The sequence below is a fragment of the Klebsiella terrigena genome, assembly GCF_012029655.1.
GTDB lineage: Bacteria > Pseudomonadota > Gammaproteobacteria > Enterobacterales > Enterobacteriaceae > Klebsiella > Klebsiella terrigena.
The window spans coordinates 4,948,123-4,967,730 of the sequence record NZ_CP050508.1 but is presented as its reverse complement, the minus strand read 5'-3'; the positions used below and the strand labels follow the sequence as shown (position 1 = coordinate 4,967,730).

Here is a 19,608-nt window from a genome sequence, read left to right as displayed (position 1 = left end):
TTATTCGAGCCAGCCGCCGCCGAGGGCGGTAAAGAGCTGAATTTCGTTCACCTGGCGGGCGTAGTTGAGATCCAGCAGGGTCTGCTGCGTGGCGAACAGCGAACGTTCGGCGTCCAGCACTTCGATATAGCTGACCGCGCCGTGTTGATAGAGCGTTCCGGCGCGCTGGCGGGTGATTTGCAGGGAGGCAAGATAGCGCTGCTGGGCGCTGATTTGATCCGCCAGGCTCTGGCGCAGGGCCAGGGCATCGGCCACCTCTTTAAAAGCGTTCTGGATTTTCTGTTCGTAATTCACCACCGACTGCTGCTGACGGATTTCGGCGACGTCGAGGTTGGCCTGATTTCGCCCTGCGTTGAATATCGGCAGCTCGATTTTCGGGATGAAGTTCCACATCCCGCTGGCCGGATTAAACAGGCTGGAGAGGTCGGCGCTGCTGCCGGAAAGCGAACTGGTTAGCGTAATCGACGGGAAGAAAGCCGCCCGCGCGGCGCCGATATTGGCGTTCGCCGCCCGCAGCCCGTGCTCGGCCTCTAAAATATCGGGGCGCTGGAGCAGGATCTGCGAGGAGAGGGCGGGCGGCAGCCTGAGGCTGTGAATATCCCCCGCGCCGTCGGCCGCGTCGTCCGGCAGGCGCTGATAGCTGCCCAATAGCAGCTGCAGGGCGTTGTTGGCCTGCGCCAGCTCACCTTCCCGCCTGGCGATATCGGCGCGGGTACTTTCAATCACCCCGCGCGCCTGCTCCAGCGCCAGCACGCTGCTGCTGCCGGTCAGCAGCTGTTTCTCTACGAAAGCATAGGACTGGCGGTAGTTTTGTAACGTCTCGCGGGCCACGGCGAGCTGCGCTGCGGCCAGCCGTTGGTTGAAGTAGCTTTGTGAAACGTTAGCAATCAATAAGATGTGTACCGCGCGCTGGGCTTCTACGCTGGCGAAAAAGGTCTGCCGCTGCGCTTCACTCATGTTTTTCAGGCGGCCGAAGAAGTCGAGATCGAAGCTGAGGTTCAGCCCGGCCTGATAGTCGCTGCTGGTGGTGGTATCGCCTTTAAGCTTCCCGCCGTAGGTGGTGCTGGCGGAGGCGTCGAGCTGCGGATAGCGGTCGGCATCGGTCACGCCGTACTGCGCCCGCGCTTCCTGCACTTTCAGGGTCGCCATGCGCAGGTCCCGGTTATTGCCAAGCGCGGTAGCAATCAGCGATTTAACCTGCAGGTCGGCGAAAAACGCGCGCCATCCGGTCTCCTGATAGTCCGCAGGCGGCGTCACCAGTTGGTTCTGGCTGAGGGAGAACTGCTGCGGCACCGGCGAGGTCGGCTGGCGGTAGTCCGGGGCTAAGGAGAGACAGCCCGTCAGGATAAAAATAACGCTGAGCGAAATAAGCTTTAACTGGCGCATAGTGGCAGGTTTATCGGCTATCAGGGAATGCCCTGTACTTTACGCAACGGCGTCTGTTTGACGCGTGACGGGAAAATGACAAAGCTGTCATTTTCCTGAGAATTCATTGCTATCCGGTTGGGCTCCTCTAAAATTGAAAGCCCGCACAATCGGCGCGTGAAGGAGCAGGTGATGAAGATTTTGATCGTCGAAGATGAGATGAAAACCGGTGAGTACCTGACGAAAGGGCTGACGGAAGCCGGTTTTGTTGTCGATCTGGCGGATAACGGTCTGAATGGCTATCACCTGGCGATGACCAGCGATTATGACCTGCTGATCCTCGACATCATGCTGCCGGATGTGAACGGCTGGGATATCGTCAGAATGCTGCGATCCGCCGATAAAGGCATGCCGATCCTGCTGCTGACCGCGCTGGGGACCGTTGAGCATCGGGTGAAGGGGCTGGAGCTCGGGGCCGATGATTATCTGGTCAAGCCCTTTGCCTTTGCCGAACTGCTGGCGCGGGTGAGGACGCTCCTGCGCCGCGGGGCGGCGACGATCGTTGAGAGCCAGTTCCAGGTGGCGGATTTAACGCTCGACCTGGTCAGCCGCAGGGTGACCCGCGCGGGCGCGCGCATCACGCTGACCAGCAAAGAGTTTACGCTGCTGGAGTTCTTTATTCGCCATCAGGGGGAAGTACTGCCCCGTTCGCTAATCGCCTCCCAGGTTTGGGACATGAATTTTGACAGCGACACCAACGCCATCGACGTGGCGGTGAAGCGGCTGCGGGGCAAAATCGATAATGATTTTGAACCTAAGCTTATCCAGACCGTGCGCGGCGTCGGCTACGTGCTCGAGGTGCCGGATGGCGATTAAGCTGCTGCGGCGCCCGTTTTCGCTGGCGACGCGGCTGACCTTTTTTATCAGCCTGGCGACGATAGTGGCCTTTTTCGCCTTCACCTGGATAATGATCCACTCGGTAAAGGCGCACTTTGAAGAGCGCGACGCCCACGACCTCAGGCAGCTGGCCACCACCCTTGAGACGGTGCTCAACCACGCCGACTATCCTCAGGCGCGGCGGCTGGAGATCTTAAAGAACGTGATCGATGGCTACGCCAACGTCTTTATTTGCCTCGATGACGGCAGCGGCCAGACCCTTTTCCAGTCACCGAACGGCCCGGATCTCAGCCATATCATGAGCACGCCGGGCATTGCCGCCAGGCTGCAGGATGGCAACGTTATCTCGTGGGTAGATCCGCATCCGCGGGCGTTAACTCACGATAACCACCAGATGCAGACCCGCTCCTGGCGGCTGATTATGCTGCCGCTTGGCCGCGCGGCGGACGGCAGGCGGGCCTACCGCCTGCTTATGGCCCTGTCGATCGATTTTCATCTCCACTATATTAACGAGCTGAAGGCGAGGCTGATTTCGGCGGCGACGATTATCAGCATCCTTATCTTCTTTATTGTGCTGTTCGTGGTCTATCACGGGCATAAGCCGATTCGCCGGGTCAGCCGACAGATTCAAAACATTACCTCCCGCGACCTCGATGTGCGCTTAAACCCGCAGTCGGTGCCGATTGAGCTGGAGCGGCTGGTGCTGTCGTTTAACCATATGCTGGAACGTATCGAGGATGTGTTTACCCGTCAGTCCAACTTCTCCGCGGATATTGCCCATGAGATCCGCACGCCGATAACTAACCTGGTGACCCAGACGGAGATCGCGCTCAGTCAGACCCGCAGTCAAAAAGAGCTGGAGGATGTGCTGTACTCCAATCTGGAAGAGTTCTCGCGGATGTCGCGGATGGTCAGCGATATGCTGTTTCTGGCGCAGGCCGACAACAATCAGCTGATCCCGGAGCTAAAAGCGCTGAATCTGGCCGATGAGGTCAGCAAGGTCTTCGACTTCTTTGAGGCCTGGGCCGAGGAGCGGGAAGTGACCCTGCACTTTAGCGGCAGCGCCTGCTGGGTGGTTGGCGACCCGCTGATGCTGCGCCGGGCGATGAGTAATTTGCTCTCTAACGCCATTCGCTATACGCCGGGCGGCCGGGCGGTCACCGTTCACCTGACGGAGGCCGATGCCCGGGTTCAGCTGATCGTTGAGAATCCGGGAGCGCCGATACCTGCAGAACATCTGTCGCGGCTTTTCGACCGCTTCTACCGCGTCGATCCCTCCCGCCAGCGTAAAGGCGAGGGGAGCGGCATTGGCCTGGCTATCGTTAAATCGATCGTCACGGCGCACCGCGGTAGCGTGGCGGTAGAGTCCGACGCGCGCTCAACCCGCTTTATTCTGACGCTGCCAAAACGGGCGTAATAAAAGCAGGTAATAAAAGCAGACCACAAAAAGAAGCCTGGCGGTGCCAGGCTTTGGGAGGCTTACTCTTCGAAGTACCAGTAACCCTGGTTGATAAGGCGCGTTAGCTCGGCGATAAAGTCCGGGTTATGCAGCCCCTTGCCCAGCTCATCTTTACTCAGCGAGGTGTAGCGGCACAGCGCGTCCAGCGCGTCGACATCGGTGATTGCCAGCGCTTCGCTGTTCACGAAGAAGCTGTCGCCGATATGCAGCACGCGCAGGCCGCTCAGGCGGGCCAGCGTTTCGCCGCCGTTGAGGGCATCAACAATCTCTTCTTCTTCATAAGGCGGCTCGGCCGGCGCGATGTCCAGATCGTGACGCGGGGTGGTGGCAAAGCGGCCGAACCACTGGGTAAAGTCCTCCGGCTGGCTAATCATGTCGATCATCATCCCGCGCAGACGGTCGAGCTCATACTCTTCAACCCGGCCTGGATGTTCGCGGCAGGTCAGGTCCGGATCGCTGTAGTGCTCGCCGCCGAGATCGTTTTCCAGCGCGTAGTCGGCAAAGCTGCTGATCAGGTCGCGACCGTTCGGCCCGCGGAAGCCAACGGAGTAGTTGAGCGCCGTTTCGTGGGTGATGCCGTCGTGCGGGAATCCCGGTGGAATATAAAGGATATCGCCTGGCTCGAGGTCTTCATCAATAATCGGTGGGAAAGGATCGACGTGCAGCAGCGCCGGGTGCGGGCAGAACTGACGCATCGGTAGCTTGTCGCCCACGCGCCAGCGGCGGCTGCCCATACCCTGAATAATGAAGACATCGTACTGGTCGATGTGCGGGCCAACGCCGCCGCCCGGGACCGAGAAGGAGATCATCAGGTCATCAAGACGCCAGTCAGGCAGCACGCGGAACGGGCGAACCAGCTCGGCGGCAGGCATATGCCAGTGGTTGACCGCCTGCGCCAGCAGCGACCAGCCGGTTTCGCCCAGGCCATCAAAATGTTCGAACGGCCCGTTGCTGGCCTGCCACTGCTCGTTCACCAGGCTGACCAGCCGGCTGTCGACTTCCGGTTCCATGGCCAGACCCGCCAGCTCGTCCGGGGTGATCGGATCGACGAAGTTTGGGAAAGCATTCTTTAATACTACCGGCTGCTTTTGCCAGTACTTCTCTAAAAACTCGGGCCAGTTAATGTTCAGTTGATAAGCCATAGATTCACACCAGTAAGGAGAAACGGTCCTGATTATAGAAAGGTGTGAACCGAGGGCGCCTTGTCGTGAGTCAAAGCGGCTGCTTAATCCGCCGTTTATGGCTCCTCTACGCCAGCGGCCGCCGTCTGCGTGCGGGACGCCATACATTTTTTGAAAAAACTGCCTGGAGATGGGAATAGGCCGCAGGCCGCGCCAGTCCTGGGTTTCAGCGGTATCAGCTATTCGTGAGATGGAAGGGAAAGTTCAAATAATGAGCGCTTGATAGGTTTTTTGTATTTTAAGGCTTGCCATACCAAAAGAACTCCCTATAATGCGCTCCCACTGACACGGCAAATGTGAACAACTTCACAGATTAAGCCGGTTCAGTTGAAGAGAAAAATCCTAAATTAAGGGTTGACTCTGAAAGAGGAAAGCGTAATATACGCCACCTCGCAACGGTGAGCGAAAGCCGCGTTGCACTGCTCTTTAACAATTTATCAGACAATCTGTGTGGGCACTCAAAGTGACATGGATTCTTAACGTCCTCGGACGAAAAATGAATACCAAGTCTCTGAGTGAACATACGTAATTCATTACGAAGTTTAATTCACGAGCATCAAACTTAAATTGAAGAGTTTGATCATGGCTCAGATTGAACGCTGGCGGCAGGCCTAACACATGCAAGTCGAGCGGTAGCACAGAAGAGCTTGCTCTTTGGGTGACGAGCGGCGGACGGGTGAGTAATGTCTGGGAAACTGCCTGATGGAGGGGGATAACTACTGGAAACGGTAGCTAATACCGCATAACGTCGCAAGACCAAAGTGGGGGACCTTCGGGCCTCATGCCATCAGATGTGCCCAGATGGGATTAGCTAGTAGGTGAGGTAATGGCTCACCTAGGCGACGATCCCTAGCTGGTCTGAGAGGATGACCAGCCACACTGGAACTGAGACACGGTCCAGACTCCTACGGGAGGCAGCAGTGGGGAATATTGCACAATGGGCGCAAGCCTGATGCAGCCATGCCGCGTGTATGAAGAAGGCCTTCGGGTTGTAAAGTACTTTCAGCGAGGAGGAAGGCATTAAGGTTAATAACCTTAGTGATTGACGTTACTCGCAGAAGAAGCACCGGCTAACTCCGTGCCAGCAGCCGCGGTAATACGGAGGGTGCAAGCGTTAATCGGAATTACTGGGCGTAAAGCGCACGCAGGCGGTCTGTCAAGTCGGATGTGAAATCCCCGGGCTCAACCTGGGAACTGCATCCGAAACTGGCAGGCTAGAGTCTTGTAGAGGGGGGTAGAATTCCAGGTGTAGCGGTGAAATGCGTAGAGATCTGGAGGAATACCGGTGGCGAAGGCGGCCCCCTGGACAAAGACTGACGCTCAGGTGCGAAAGCGTGGGGAGCAAACAGGATTAGATACCCTGGTAGTCCACGCTGTAAACGATGTCGACTTGGAGGTTGTTCCCTTGAGGAGTGGCTTCCGGAGCTAACGCGTTAAGTCGACCGCCTGGGGAGTACGGCCGCAAGGTTAAAACTCAAATGAATTGACGGGGGCCCGCACAAGCGGTGGAGCATGTGGTTTAATTCGATGCAACGCGAAGAACCTTACCTACTCTTGACATCCAGAGAACTTAGCAGAGATGCTTTGGTGCCTTCGGGAACTCTGAGACAGGTGCTGCATGGCTGTCGTCAGCTCGTGTTGTGAAATGTTGGGTTAAGTCCCGCAACGAGCGCAACCCTTATCCTTTGTTGCCAGCGGTTCGGCCGGGAACTCAAAGGAGACTGCCAGTGATAAACTGGAGGAAGGTGGGGATGACGTCAAGTCATCATGGCCCTTACGAGTAGGGCTACACACGTGCTACAATGGCATATACAAAGAGAAGCGACCTCGCGAGAGCAAGCGGACCTCATAAAGTATGTCGTAGTCCGGATCGGAGTCTGCAACTCGACTCCGTGAAGTCGGAATCGCTAGTAATCGTGGATCAGAATGCCACGGTGAATACGTTCCCGGGCCTTGTACACACCGCCCGTCACACCATGGGAGTGGGTTGCAAAAGAAGTAGGTAGCTTAACCTTCGGGAGGGCGCTTACCACTTTGTGATTCATGACTGGGGTGAAGTCGTAACAAGGTAACCGTAGGGGAACCTGCGGTTGGATCACCTCCTTACCTAAAGAACCTGCCTTTGTAGTGCTCACACAGATTGTCTGATGAAAAGTAAATAGCAAGGCGTCTTGCGATTGAGACTTCAGTGTCCCCTTCGTCTAGAGGCCCAGGACACCGCCCTTTCACGGCGGTAACAGGGGTTCGAATCCCCTAGGGGACGCCACTTGCTGGTTTGTGAGTGAAAGTCGCCGACCTCAATATCTCAAAACAGGTTTTCGAACCTCGTTTGAGATATTTGCTCTTTAAAAATCTGGATCAAGCTGAAAATTGAAACGACGCACTGTTTCCTTTCTCCGTAATAAGAAAGGAAAAGCGGTGTGTTCGAGTCTCTCAAATTTTCACAACACGACCTGTTTTACGAAACAGCTTCGGGTTGTGAGGTTAAGCGACTAAGCGTACACGGTGGATGCCCTGGCAGTCAGAGGCGATGAAGGACGTGCTAATCTGCGATAAGCGTCGGTAAGGTGATATGAACCGTTATAACCGGCGATTTCCGAATGGGGAAACCCAGTGTGATTCGTCACACTATCGTTAAGTGAATACATAGCTTAACGAAGCGAACCGGGGGAACTGAAACATCTAAGTACCCCGAGGAAAAGAAATCAACCGAGATTCCCCCAGTAGCGGCGAGCGAACGGGGAACAGCCCAGAACCTGAATCAGTTTGTGTGTTAGTGGAAGCGTCTGGAAAGTCGCAGGGTACAGGGTGATACTCCCGTACACTAAAATGCACATTCTGTGAGTTCGAAGAGTAGGGCGGGACACGTGGTATCCTGTCTGAATATGGGGGGACCATCCTCCAAGGCTAAATACTCCTGACTGACCGATAGTGAACCAGTACCGTGAGGGAAAGGCGAAAAGAACCCCGGCGAGGGGAGTGAAACAGAACCTGAAACCGTGTACGTACAAGCAGTGGGAGCCTCTTTTATGGGGTGACTGCGTACCTTTTGTATAATGGGTCAGCGACTTATATTCTGTAGCAAGGTTAACCGTATAGGGGAGCCGCAGGGAAACCGAGTCTTAACTGGGCGTTAAGTTGCAGGGTATAGACCCGAAACCCGGTGATCTAGCCATGGGCAGGTTGAAGGTTGGGTAACACTAACTGGAGGACCGAACCGACTAATGTTGAAAAATTAGCGGATGACTTGTGGCTGGGGGTGAAAGGCCAATCAAACCGGGAGATAGCTGGTTCTCCCCGAAAGCTATTTAGGTAGCGCCTCGTGAACTCATCTTCGGGGGTAGAGCACTGTTTCGGCTAGGGGGTCATCCCGACTTACCAACCCGATGCAAACTACGAATACCGAAGAATGTTATCACGGGAGACACACGGCGGGTGCTAACGTCCGTCGTGAAGAGGGAAACAACCCAGACCGCCAGCTAAGGTCCCAAAGTCATGGTTAAGTGGGAAACGATGTGGGAAGGCACAGACAGCCAGGATGTTGGCTTAGAAGCAGCCATCATTTAAAGAAAGCGTAATAGCTCACTGGTCGAGTCGGCCTGCGCGGAAGATGTAACGGGGCTAAACCATGCACCGAAGCTGCGGCAGCGACACTCAGGTGTTGTTGGGTAGGGGAGCGTTCTGTAAGCCGTTGAAGGTGGCCTGTGAGGGTTGCTGGAGGTATCAGAAGTGCGAATGCTGACATAAGTAACGATAAAGCGGGTGAAAAGCCCGCTCGCCGGAAGACCAAGGGTTCCTGTCCAACGTTAATCGGGGCAGGGTGAGTCGACCCCTAAGGCGAGGCCGAAAGGCGTAGTCGATGGGAAACAGGTTAATATTCCTGTACTCGGTGTTACTGCGAAGGGGGGACGGAGAAGGCTATGTTGGCCGGGCGACGGTTGTCCCGGTTTAAGCATGTAGGCGGAGAGTTTAGGTAAATCCGGACTCTTATTCAACGCTGAGGTGTGATGACGAGGCACTACGGTGCTGAAGTAACAAATGCCCTGCTTCCAGGAAAAGCCTCTAAGCATCAGGTAACATCAAATCGTACCCCAAACCGACACAGGTGGTCAGGTAGAGAATACCAAGGCGCTTGAGAGAACTCGGGTGAAGGAACTAGGCAAAATGGTGCCGTAACTTCGGGAGAAGGCACGCTGATGGTAAGTGAAGTGACTTGCTCACGGAGCTGAAATCAGTCGAAGATACCAGCTGGCTGCAACTGTTTATTAAAAACACAGCACTGTGCAAACACGAAAGTGGACGTATACGGTGTGACGCCTGCCCGGTGCCGGAAGGTTAATTGATGGGGTTATCCGCAAGGAGAAGCTCTTGATCGAAGCCCCGGTAAACGGCGGCCGTAACTATAACGGTCCTAAGGTAGCGAAATTCCTTGTCGGGTAAGTTCCGACCTGCACGAATGGCGTAATGATGGCCAGGCTGTCTCCACCCGAGACTCAGTGAAATTGAACTCGCTGTGAAGATGCAGTGTACCCGCGGCAAGACGGAAAGACCCCGTGAACCTTTACTATAGCTTGACACTGAACATTGAGCCTTGATGTGTAGGATAGGTGGGAGGCTTTGAAGCGTGGACGCCAGTCTGCGTGGAGCCAACCTTGAAATACCACCCTTTAATGTTTGATGTTCTAACGTAGACCCGTGATCCGGGTTGCGGACAGTGTCTGGTGGGTAGTTTGACTGGGGCGGTCTCCTCCCAAAGAGTAACGGAGGAGCACGAAGGTTAGCTAATCCTGGTCGGACATCAGGAGGTTAGTGCAATGGCATAAGCTAGCTTGACTGCGAGCGTGACGGCGCGAGCAGGTGCGAAAGCAGGTCATAGTGATCCGGTGGTTCTGAATGGAAGGGCCATCGCTCAACGGATAAAAGGTACTCCGGGGATAACAGGCTGATACCGCCCAAGAGTTCATATCGACGGCGGTGTTTGGCACCTCGATGTCGGCTCATCACATCCTGGGGCTGAAGTAGGTCCCAAGGGTACGGCTGTTCGCCGTTTAAAGTGGTACGCGAGCTGGGTTTAGAACGTCGTGAGACAGTTCGGTCCCTATCTGCCGTGGGCGCTGGAGAATTGAGGGGGGCTGCTCCTAGTACGAGAGGACCGGAGTGGACGCATCACTGGTGTTCGGGTTGTCATGCCAATGGCATTGCCCGGTAGCTAAATGCGGAAAAGATAAGTGCTGAAAGCATCTAAGCACGAAACTTGCCCCGAGATGAGTTCTCCCTGACTCCTTGAGAGTCCTGAAGGAACGTTGAAGACTACGACGTTGATAGGTCGGGTGTGTAAGCGTAGCGATACGTTGAGCTAACCGATACTAATGAACCGTGAGGCTTAACCTTACAACGCCAAAGCTGTTTGGTGTGATGAATTTGAGAGATTTTCAGCTGATACAGATTAACTGACAGGCCTGATGGCGTGTTGGTAACAGAATTTGCCTGGCGGCAATAGCGCGGTGGTCCCACCTGACCCCATGCCGAACTCAGAAGTGAAACGCCGTAGCGCCGATGGTAGTGTGGGGTCTCCCCATGTGAGAGTAGGGAACTGCCAGGCATCAAATAAAGCAAAAGGCTCAGTCGAAAGACTGGGCCTTTTGCTTTATCTGTTGTTTGTCGGTAAGCGCTCTCCTGAGGAGGACAAATCCGCCGGGAGCGGATTTGAACGTTGCGCAGCAACGGCCCGGAGGGGGGCGGGCAGGACGCCCGCCATCAACTGCCAGGCATCAAATAAACAAAGAAACCTCATGCGCAAGCATGGGGTTTTTTTGTTGTCTGCGGTTCATGAAAAGTGACCGGATGCCGCCCGGATCGGGGGCCGCGTACCGCGATCCCTGACCCTTCAGCCGCTAAAACATCGGCGGATTCGGAGCAACAGGCCGCAGAATGCCCGCCATAAACTGCCTGGCATCAATCAAGCCTTCCCTGAAACCATCGGCTGAAACTAACAAGAGCCGAATGCCGCCCGGATCTCCCCGTACTCTTCTGATAAGAACAGTCCCTTCGCACCCCTGATGCTATATTTAAAATATAAACCAGCTATGTTTTAAATATAAAACCCCGGTTTTTAATTAATTCTCTGAATATCTTTAATTCACTCCTGAATTATATTTAATTAATATTATCAATTATTTACAAAATAACGCTTCGCTATTCCAGACGTAAAATCGTAATAACTGGACTTTGCCAATAAAATGATTTACTGTCCTTAACACTTTGTTAACTTGATCGGGTTCGGATTAACCGAATTGTGATATAAAATATCAAGCGTACTGCCGATATTAATGCCTGTTTCGGTCACTCCCGGGGCTAAATAACCCCTGTCACCGGGTGGCAATATGAGAATATAAATGAAAATCCTGCTTGGCTGGCCCCCTTTGCGCCGGCTCACTCGCTACGTACAAGAACGCCTTACCTTTTTGGTCCTGCTCTGCTGGCCGGCAATTATCTGGCTGGCGTGTCGCGTCTGCGTCTGGCTGGCCGATAGCGCCTATATGCTGATGGATAAGCCGTTAAGCGACTCGTTTACCGTCTATCTGCAGCCGCTGATGACCTTCGGCACGCTGGTCCGCATCTCGGTGAGCTGGGTCGTGCTGCTGTTCATTCTGTTTAGCATGGCGATGGGCTTTACCTGGCTGCTGCGCCGCGTGATAAACAGCAAAAAATAGTCTACCGGCCGCCTAAGGTGACGGCCGGTACGGCTCATTCACGCCATCGCGCCGATGGTCTTACGAAAACGCAGCAGGGCGATGGCAAAAAACGCTGCGCCAATCGCCATCAGGGTTAAAAACTGCGGCCAGACGATGGCAAAGCCGGCACCGCGATACAGAATCGCCTGCGCGAGGCTGACGAAGTGGGTGGTCGGCATGGTTAACATAATATCCTGTACCGCCTGGGGCATGCTTTCCCGCGGGGTTGAGCCGCCTGAAAGCATCTGCAGCGGCAGCAGTACGAGGATCATCAGCAGCCCCAGCTGCGGCATCGAGCGCGCTACCGTTCCCATAAAGATCCCGATGGAGGTGGTTGCGAACAGGCTCAGGGCCACGCCCAGTATAAAAAGCGGGATCGAGCCTTCAATCGGTACCTGCAGCACCCCCTGAACCATCAGCAGCAGCGAAAGCCCCGAAACGACCAGCACCACCAGCCCCATCGACCAGATTTTTGCCAGCATAATTTCAAACGGCGTCACCGGCATAACCAGCAGGTGTTCGACCGTGCCGTGCTCCCGCTCGCGGATCAGCGCCGAGCCGGTCAGCACGATCGCCAGCATGGTGATGTTGTTGATGATGGCCATGACCGCGCCAAAGCGCTCCTGCTCAAGATTGGGGTTAAAGCGCATGCGCACCGCCAGCTCGACCGGTAGAGTGGCGTTATCCCGATAGCGGGCAACGAAGCCGTTCACCTCCCCGCTGATAATATTCTGGATATAGCCATTGCCGGTAAACGCCTGGCTCATCCGCGTGGCGTCGACGTTAACCTGTATTTCCGGCTGCCGCCCGGCGAGCACGTCGCGCTGAAAGTTGGGGGGAATATTAATGGCAAAGGTATAGTTCCCGGCATCCAGACCGGCATCCATCTCATCTTCGTTAATCAGCTCCGGCGGTAAAAACCACGGCCGATAAAAGCCGTTGATAATACGCGAAGAGAGCTGCGATTTATCCATGTCGGCAATCGCCACAGGCGCCAGATGCAGCGAGCCTGGCATCACGGTCGCAGAGGAATAGACCGACACGGTAAAGGCGAAGAGGATTAAGGTCAGCATCGCCTTATCGCCGAGCAGGCTGCGCAGCTCCTTGACGCCGAGATGATAAATATTGCGTAATCCGCGCATCATCCCTCCTGTTTTTTCAGCAGCCACACGCTGAGGCCGAGCACCAGCGGAACGGCAATCAGCAGCGGTATAAAGGACGCCCACAGATCCGTCAGGCTCAGGGCTTTTGAGAAGGTGCCGCGGGCGATGGTCAGAAAATGGCTGGTCGGGTAGATCTGACCAATCCAGCGGCCGGGCCCCTCCAGCGACGCGACCGGGTCAATCATGCCGGAAAACTGGGTGGCCGGTATCAGCGTAATAATGGCGGTGCCGAAGATGGCCGCAATCTGGCTTTTCATAAAGGTGGAGATCAGCAGCCCCAGCCCGGTGGCGATGGTGACATAGAGCAGCGCCGCCAGGGTCAGGGTCAGAAAGCTGCCCTTATGCGCCACGCCAAACACCAACACCGACAGCGCGCACAGCAGGAAAAAGTTAAACATTCCCAGCACGATATAGGGCAGCTGCTTGCCGAGCAGAAACTCGCTGCGGGTGGTCGGGGTGACGTACAGATTAATGATTGAGCCAAGCTCTTTTTCACGTACCACGCTCAGCGCGCTGAGCATCGCCGGGATCATCATCAGCAGCAGCGGGATCACCGCCGGAACGATAGCCGGCAGGCTTTTCACGTCCGGGTTATAGCGATAGCGCGTCTCGATGGATATCAGCGACGTATCGCGGGCGGGAGAGGCCTGCCGCCCGGCCATCTCCTGTAGCCATGCCAGATGCATGGCCTGAACGTAGCCGCGCACCGTCTCGGCACGATTAGGCATGGCGCCGTCCACCCAGACGCCAATTTTCACCGGCGTGCCGCGGGCAATATCGCGGCCAAAATGAGGCGGGATTTCAACGGCCACCGCCAGCTCGCCGCTGCGCATCCGCCGGTCCAGTTCGTCATAGCTCTGCAGCGGCGGCTGCTCAATAAAGTAGCGCGAGCCGGCAATATTCTGCGACCAGCCCTGGCTGCTGAGGGTCTGGTCGCGATCGAGCACCGCGAAGCGCAGATCTTCCACGTCCATGCTGATGCCGTATCCCATGATGAACATCAGAATAACGGTACCCAGCAGGGCCAGGGTCGATCGTACCGGATCGCGCCGCAGCTCCAGCGCCTCGCGCCGGCTGTAGCTAAAGAGCCGTCCAGGGCTGAACGCCTGCTGTGCCGCCGTCGTCACGGACGAAGCGCTAGCCGGCGGAGCGGGCGCTGTTTCAGCAACGGGCTGCTGAGCATCCTGCAGCCAGCCGATAAACGCCTCTTCAAGCGTTGCCGCACCGCGCTGGGCCACCAGCGCCTGTGGGCTATCGCTGGCCAGCACCTTCCCGGCATGCATCAGCGAAATACGATCGCAGCGCTCGGCTTCGTTCATAAAGTGGGTCGAGATAAAAATGGTCACCCGATCCTGACGAGCGAGATCGACCATCAGCTGCCAGAACATATCCCTGGCGACCGGATCGACGCCGGAAGTTGGCTCATCGAGGATCAACATTTCCGGGCGATGGATCACCGCCACGGCGAGAGAGAGCCGCTGACGAATACCCAGCGGCAGAGCGGCGGGCAGGGTATCTTCGACCTCCGTTAACATAAAGCGCTGGCTCATTTCCGCCACCCGAGCGGGGATCTCGCCATCCGGGATGTGGAATAAGCGGGCGTGCAGCTCGAGGTTCTGCCTGACGGTCAGCTCGCTGTAGAGGGAGAAGGCCTGCGACATGTAGCCGACGCGGCGGCGGGTTTCGATATCCTTCGGATCGACCGGCTGACCGAATAGCCAGGCCTCGCCTTCGCTGGCGGGCAGCAGGCCGGTAAGCATCTTCATGGTGGTTGATTTACCGCAGCCGTTTGAGCCGAGGAAACCAAAAATCTCGCCGCGGGCGATACGGAGATTCACGCGATCGACCGCCACGAAGCTGCCAAAGCGCATGGTCAGGTCGCGGGCCTCAATCGCGATGTCATCATCCTGCGCGCTGCGCGGCGGGATGATCACCTCTTTGTGCGCCTCGCGCTGGGCTTCCGGCAGCAGGGCGATAAACGCCTGCTCCAGCGTCTGGCTGCGGGTTTGCGCTTTGAGCTCTTCGGCGCTGCCGGTCGCCAGCACTTCCCCGGCGTTCATCGCCACCAGCCAGTCGAAGCGCTCCGCTTCTTCCATATAGGCCGTTGCCACCAGCACGCTCATCTCCGGCTGGCGCCGGCGAATGCTGTCAATCAGCTCCCAGAACTGGGCGCGCGAAAGCGGATCGACGCCGGTGGTGGGCTCATCAAGGATCAGCAGCTGCGGATCGTGGATCAGGGCGCAGCACAGGCCGAGCTTCTGCTTCATCCCGCCGGACAGCTTCCCGGCAGGACGGTCGCGGAAAGGGGCCAGCCCGGTGCTGTGCAGGAGCTCATCGATGCGGTTCTCGCGCTCGGCCTTGTTGTGACCGAATAGCCGGGCAAAGAAATCGACGTTTTCATACACCGACAGGGTGTGATAGAGGTTTTTGCCCAGCCCCTGCGGCATCCAGGCGATTTTGGGGCAGACATCCCGCCGATGCCGGGGGTCGCGCATATCGCCGCCGAGGACCATCACGTTGCCCTGTTCAATCGCCCGCGCCCCGGAAATCAGCGACAGCAGGCTGGATTTGCCGACGCCGTCAGGGCCAATCAGGCCCACCATCCGACGAGCGGGAATGCTTAGCGTGATATCCCGCAGCGCGACGGTGGCGCCAAAGCGCTGGCCAACGTGTTCCAGCAGGGCGACCGGTGGGTAAGTATCCTGCTGAGAGCCTCTCATTGCGGCAACCTCACCGTGAGCGTATCGGGCCAGGCCTGCTGGCTATCCAGGCGAACGTATGCCATGCCGGGCAGGCCGGTTTTGACATACTCCAGGTGCTGCTCCAGCAGCTCCGGCGGAATGCGGGCCTTCACGCGGAACATCAGCTTCAGGCGCTCATCGCTGGTTTCTACCGTTTTCGGCGTAAACTGCGCGACGCTGGCGACAAAGCTGATATGGGCGGGAACGACCATGTTTGGCGCTGCGTCCAGCACGATGCGCGCCTCGCTGCCCAGCGCCAGCAGGCCAGCCTGTTCGGTGGGCAGGAAGAAGGTCATATAGACATCGGAGAGGTCGACCATATTCAGTACCCGGCCGCCGGCGGCCAGGACTTCGCCCGGCTCGGCGACGCGATACTGAATTCGGCCGTCGCGCGGTGCTTTGAGCTCGCTATCGTCGATATCGGCGAGGATGCGTCGCTCCGTCGCCTGCGCGGCATCGACGCGAGTTTGTGCCTGAATAATGCTGGTGCGGGCGGCTTCAATTGCCGCCTTCGCCGCAGACACCTGGGCTCTGGCGGATTCGAGCGCCGCCCTGGCGCTTTCCGCTGCCGCCTGGTCATCGTCGAGCTGCTGGGCCGAAACCGCGCCGCGCTGCGACAGCGCGCTGGAGCGCACGTGCCGTTTGGCGGTGGAGTTGAGCTCCGCCTGCCGCTGTTTGACCACCGCCTCGGTGGCGCGCATTTCGCTTTGCCGCTGATCCAGCAGCGCTTTCGCAGCGGCGACCGCGCTTTCAGCCTCTTTGATCTGAGCGGCCGCCTCAAGGCGCTGTTCGTTAAGCACCCGAATATCCATCCGCGCCAGCACCTCGCCCTTGCGAACGAACTGCCCCTCTTTGACCAGAATGGCGTCGATACGCCCGGCGGTTTTGCTGGCGATATCCACCTCGGTGGCTTCGATCCTGCCGTTGCTGCCGGCAAAACCCTGCGGAAGTCCCGGCGGACGCAGCGCCCATACTATCAGGGCGGCGATTACCGCCAGCAGGCCGACAAGGCACCAGGCCCAGTGCTGTTTGATTTTGTCCATACGCTACTCGCTCTGTTCCATATTGCTGAGTGATGCGCGCTTCTGTCCTCCGCCATACGGAGCATTCTCTCTTTGAAAGACAGGGGAGTGGAGGGGCAAGGCCGACCGGCGCGCGGATCCAGCTGCGCGGCTAACCGGTGAGAAAGATGTGCTACGAATGTGGTCATCATCAGCAATCCTGGCCTTAAATGAAACACGCATAAATATAGCTACTGTCTATGGGATACTAGCATTTGTATTGAGTATGTCCATACGATAAGTGTGGGATGTTGACGCCGCGTCGCCAACCGTCCGCCGGCGGCCTGGCGTAAAGCAGATTGCTGCATTTTCAATCTGGTTGGTCATAGCTAACTGTTGTATGATTTGCGGCCCTGAAAAGAGACAAACGTCAGCGAGTGCTTTATTCAATGAAAGATGAAAGCAAAAAATATATCGCGGTTATTTTTAAGGAATGGCTGCCGCTGCACGACAGCCTGACGCCGGAAGTAAAGGCGGTGCTTAATAATATTGCCGCCGAGCAGGCTGAAGCGCTGGCGGCCCGCTTTTATGACTTTATTTTTCAGGACCCGGATATTGCCAGGCACCTTACCTATGACCTGGTTCAGGAGCGTCTGAGCCGCTCGCTGGCCGGCTGGGTCAAAGACATTTTGACCTGCGAGAGGGACGGCCTGCAGGCGCTGGCGGAACGGCAATACCATATTGGCAGCATTCACTCGCGGATCGGCATTCCTGCCGAGGCCGTGCTGCGCGGTGCCAGGCAGCTCAAGGCCGGGGTTATCGAATATATTCGCGACAGCGCGATAGACCGCCAAACCGGCGTGGCCGCGATCTACTATGCGATTATGGCGTTTAATATGGCGATCGAGATGATGTGCCATGCCTACACTCTGTCGCACTATCGGGCCACCAAAAACGAAGAGGCCTATCGCCTGTACAGTCTGATGGATAACGTACCGATGGAGTACGGTAAACAGCAGGCCGCGCTCTCCGGCTGGGAAAATACCGTTATTTTTAATATCGTTAGCGAAAATAAAAACGATATTAACGCCACGTTATTATCTGAATCCGAATTTGGCCTGTGGTTCCGTCATAAATGCGTGCGCTATTTTAATAAGAACGCGCAGATGGAAGAGATTGGCGGATTAATCGCTGAGGTCGATAACCTAATTAGCGGCTGGAAAGCAACGGATAGCCATACGGGATATAAAGAGACGCAAAACCTGCTGCAGGGCATTCATATTCATTGCCAGCAGATCGACAGCCAGCTGGGGGTGATTTTTAGCAGCCTGACGCAAATGCAAAACGGCAAAGACGCCCTCACCAGCCTGCTCAACCGTCGCTATCTGCCGGTGGTCCTCAAGCATGAGGTCACGCTCGCCATCGAGTATGAGCGGCCGATGACGGTGGCGATCGTCGATATCGACCATTTTAAAGAGATTAACGATAGCTGGGGCCACCAGGTGGGCGACCGGGCGATTAAGCACGTTGCCGATCTGCTCAGCGATAATATCCGCTCCAGCGACTATATCTTCCGCTACGGTGGCGAAGAGTTTCTGCTGGTGCTGGTGGAAACCGGTGCCCACGAGGCCCACGTGCTCCTTGAGCGCCTGCGCAAAAATATCAGCCAGCTCGCCTTCAACGTGGGCGGCGAGACCGAAATCGCCATTACCGCCAGCATCGGTTACGCCATCCATACCGGCCACCCTGATTACAACCTGCTGCTGCGCGACGCCGATAGCGCGCTCTATGCCGCCAAGCGCGACGGACGCAACTGCGTGAAGATGCATGAAGGCGGCAGCGGCGGCTAAGCCGTTTGCCGGCGAAGCGCGATGGCGCAAGCCCGAAGCCTCTTCGCTCAGAACAGTATCGGCAGTCCCAGACCCCGTTTCACCTCATGCAGCGTCTGCTGCGTGAGGCCGTTCGCCCGCTCGCTGCCCTGACGCAGCAGTTCCAGCAGCATACCTTTATCGGCAATAAACCGCGCCCGTCGTTCGCGGATCGGCGCCAGCAGCGTCTGCAAACACGCCTCCAGCGCGTCTTTACACTGCCGGTCGCCCAGTCCGCCACGCTGATAGTGCGCCTTCATTTCGGCAACCAGCGGCTTATCGGGGTGGAAGGCATCGAGATAGGTAAAGACAACGTTACCTTCCACCCGACCCGGGTCGGCAACGCGCAGGTGGTCCGGGTCGGTATACATGGCGCTGACCGCGCGATGGATCTCCTCTTCGCTGGCCGAAAGCGTCAGCGTATTGCCCAGCGATTTTGACATTTTTGCGCTGCCGTCAACGCCCGGCAGGCGACCGACCTCGCTGAGCAGCGCCCTGCAGTGCTGCAGCACCGGCGCCGTCGTCAGGCTATTCATCTTATGTACGATTTCGTTGGTCTGTTCGATCATCGGCAGCTGATCGTCGCCGACCGGCACCAGCCCCGCCTTAAAGGCGGTGATATCGGCGGCCTGGCTGATGGGGTAGGCCAGAAACCCCACCGGCAGCGAGCGGGCGAAGCCTTTCTGCGCAATTTCATGCTTGACGGTGGGATTGCGCTCGACGCGGGCAACGGTGACGATATTCATGTACAGGGCGCTCAGCTCCGACAGCGCCGGGAGGGCCGACTGCAGGCAAATCGTGGTTTTCTGCGGATCGATGCCGACGGCCAGATAGTCGGCCATCACTTCAAAGATATTGCTGCTTATCTTTTGCGGGTTGCTGCCGTTGTCCGTTAATCCCTGCAGGTCGGCGACCAGAATAAACTGCTGGTGGTCATGCTGCAGCTGCACGCGCTGGCGCAGCGACCCCACGTAATGGCCGAGGTGCAGCTGGCCGGTCGGGCGATCGCCGGTAAGAATGGTGTGGTTTGCGTTCATCAGAAACTCCTTACGATGCGGTTAAGCCGAAAGGCGCTGCTGAGAAATGACAAAGCCGCCTTCCGGCGGCTTTGAAATGGAAACGTGAATCGTGCCGCCTTTATGAAGGCAGCCACCAGCGAAGGGAGCGGGTAACGACAACGTTTCTGTTCATCGGACTAT

The 19,608-nt window shown here is 56.9% G+C and carries 10 protein-coding genes, 1 tRNA gene and 3 rRNA genes; 8 read left to right on the top strand and 6 right to left on the bottom strand.

The genetic code is table 11. The annotated features are described in order from the left end of the window. Nucleotides 1-1,386 carry a Cu(I)/Ag(I) efflux RND transporter outer membrane protein gene (locus HCK03_RS23320; RefSeq protein WP_167692251.1) on the bottom strand — a complete coding sequence of 462 codons (1,386 nt, stop codon included), beginning with the start codon at nt 1,384-1,386 and terminating at the stop codon, nt 1-3. Between the two features lie 171 nt (nt 1,387-1,557). On the opposite strand from HCK03_RS23320, the gene HCK03_RS23315 reads away from it, so the two are divergent. Then, on the top strand, nt 1,558-2,241 hold the full coding sequence (locus HCK03_RS23315; protein WP_045853224.1) for a copper/silver response regulator transcription factor: 684 nt from the start codon (nt 1,558-1,560) through the stop codon (nt 2,239-2,241). Further along, a complete protein-coding gene (locus tag HCK03_RS23310; protein WP_167692250.1) occupies nt 2,231-3,679 on the top strand; it encodes a Cu(+)/Ag(+) sensor histidine kinase in 1,449 nt (482 codons plus the stop codon). The genes HCK03_RS23315 and HCK03_RS23310 overlap by 11 nt, the downstream gene beginning before the upstream one ends. Before the next feature lie 62 nt (nt 3,680-3,741). Here the strand turns inward: HCK03_RS23310 and HCK03_RS23305 are convergent, their stop codons facing one another. Then, nucleotides 3,742-4,863, bottom strand: coding sequence for a ribosomal protein uL16 3-hydroxylase (locus HCK03_RS23305; RefSeq protein ID WP_041143862.1), 1,122 nt, complete (start codon nt 4,861-4,863; stop codon nt 3,742-3,744). Nucleotides 4,864-5,466: 603 nt separating this feature from the next. Here HCK03_RS23305 and HCK03_RS23300 point away from each other — a divergent pair. From HCK03_RS23300 to HCK03_RS23280, 5 genes are all read left to right on the top strand, one after another. Next, nucleotides 5,467-7,008 (top strand): 16S ribosomal RNA (locus HCK03_RS23300). 84 nt (nt 7,009-7,092) lie between these two features. Then, a tRNA-Glu gene (locus tag HCK03_RS23295) sits at nt 7,093-7,168 on the top strand. A 216-nt stretch (nt 7,169-7,384) separates the two neighbouring features. Next, a 23S ribosomal RNA gene (locus HCK03_RS23290) occupies nt 7,385-10,293 on the top strand. Nucleotides 10,294-10,388: 95 nt separating this feature from the next. Beyond that, nucleotides 10,389-10,504 (top strand): 5S ribosomal RNA (rrf, locus tag HCK03_RS23285). Together the 16S, 23S and 5S rRNA genes with 1 tRNA gene alongside form the textbook arrangement of a ribosomal RNA operon. Nucleotides 10,505-11,297: 793 nt before the next feature. Beyond that, entirely contained in the window at nt 11,298-11,615 is a 318-nt protein-coding gene (locus tag HCK03_RS23280; RefSeq protein ID WP_041143863.1) for a hypothetical protein, read from the top strand. 38 nt (nt 11,616-11,653) lie between these two features. On the opposite strand, the gene HCK03_RS23275 is transcribed toward HCK03_RS23280, so the two are convergent. From HCK03_RS23275 to HCK03_RS23265, 3 genes are read right to left on the bottom strand one after another with little or no spacing between them, the layout of a single operon-like run. After that, entirely contained in the window at nt 11,654-12,778 is a 1,125-nt protein-coding gene (locus HCK03_RS23275) for an ABC transporter permease (protein ID WP_167692249.1), read from the bottom strand. After that, on the bottom strand, nt 12,778-15,519 hold the full coding sequence (gene rbbA, locus HCK03_RS23270; RefSeq protein WP_167692248.1) for a ribosome-associated ATPase/putative transporter RbbA: 2,742 nt from the start codon (nt 15,517-15,519) through the stop codon (nt 12,778-12,780). Before rbbA ends, HCK03_RS23275 begins: the two co-directional genes overlap by 1 nt. Continuing rightward, the gene (locus tag HCK03_RS23265) at nt 15,516-16,583 is read right to left on the bottom strand and encodes an HlyD family secretion protein (RefSeq protein WP_041143866.1); all 1,068 of its coding nucleotides are present in this window, start codon (nt 16,581-16,583) and stop codon (nt 15,516-15,518) included. The genes rbbA and HCK03_RS23265 overlap by 4 nt, the downstream gene beginning before the upstream one ends. A 407-nt stretch (nt 16,584-16,990) precedes the next feature. Here HCK03_RS23265 and HCK03_RS23260 point away from each other — a divergent pair, with 407 nt between their 5' ends. After that, nucleotides 16,991-18,391 carry a GGDEF domain-containing protein gene (locus HCK03_RS23260; RefSeq protein WP_167692247.1) on the top strand — a complete coding sequence of 467 codons (1,401 nt, stop codon included), beginning with the start codon at nt 16,991-16,993 and terminating at the stop codon, nt 18,389-18,391. Nucleotides 18,392-18,438: 47 nt separating this feature from the next. On the opposite strand, the gene trpS is transcribed toward HCK03_RS23260, so the two are convergent. Further along, complete coding sequence (gene trpS / locus HCK03_RS23255) at nt 18,439-19,446, bottom strand: tryptophan--tRNA ligase (protein WP_167692246.1); 1,008 nt, start codon at nt 19,444-19,446, stop codon at nt 18,439-18,441. Nucleotides 19,447-19,608 lie beyond the last annotated feature (162 nt).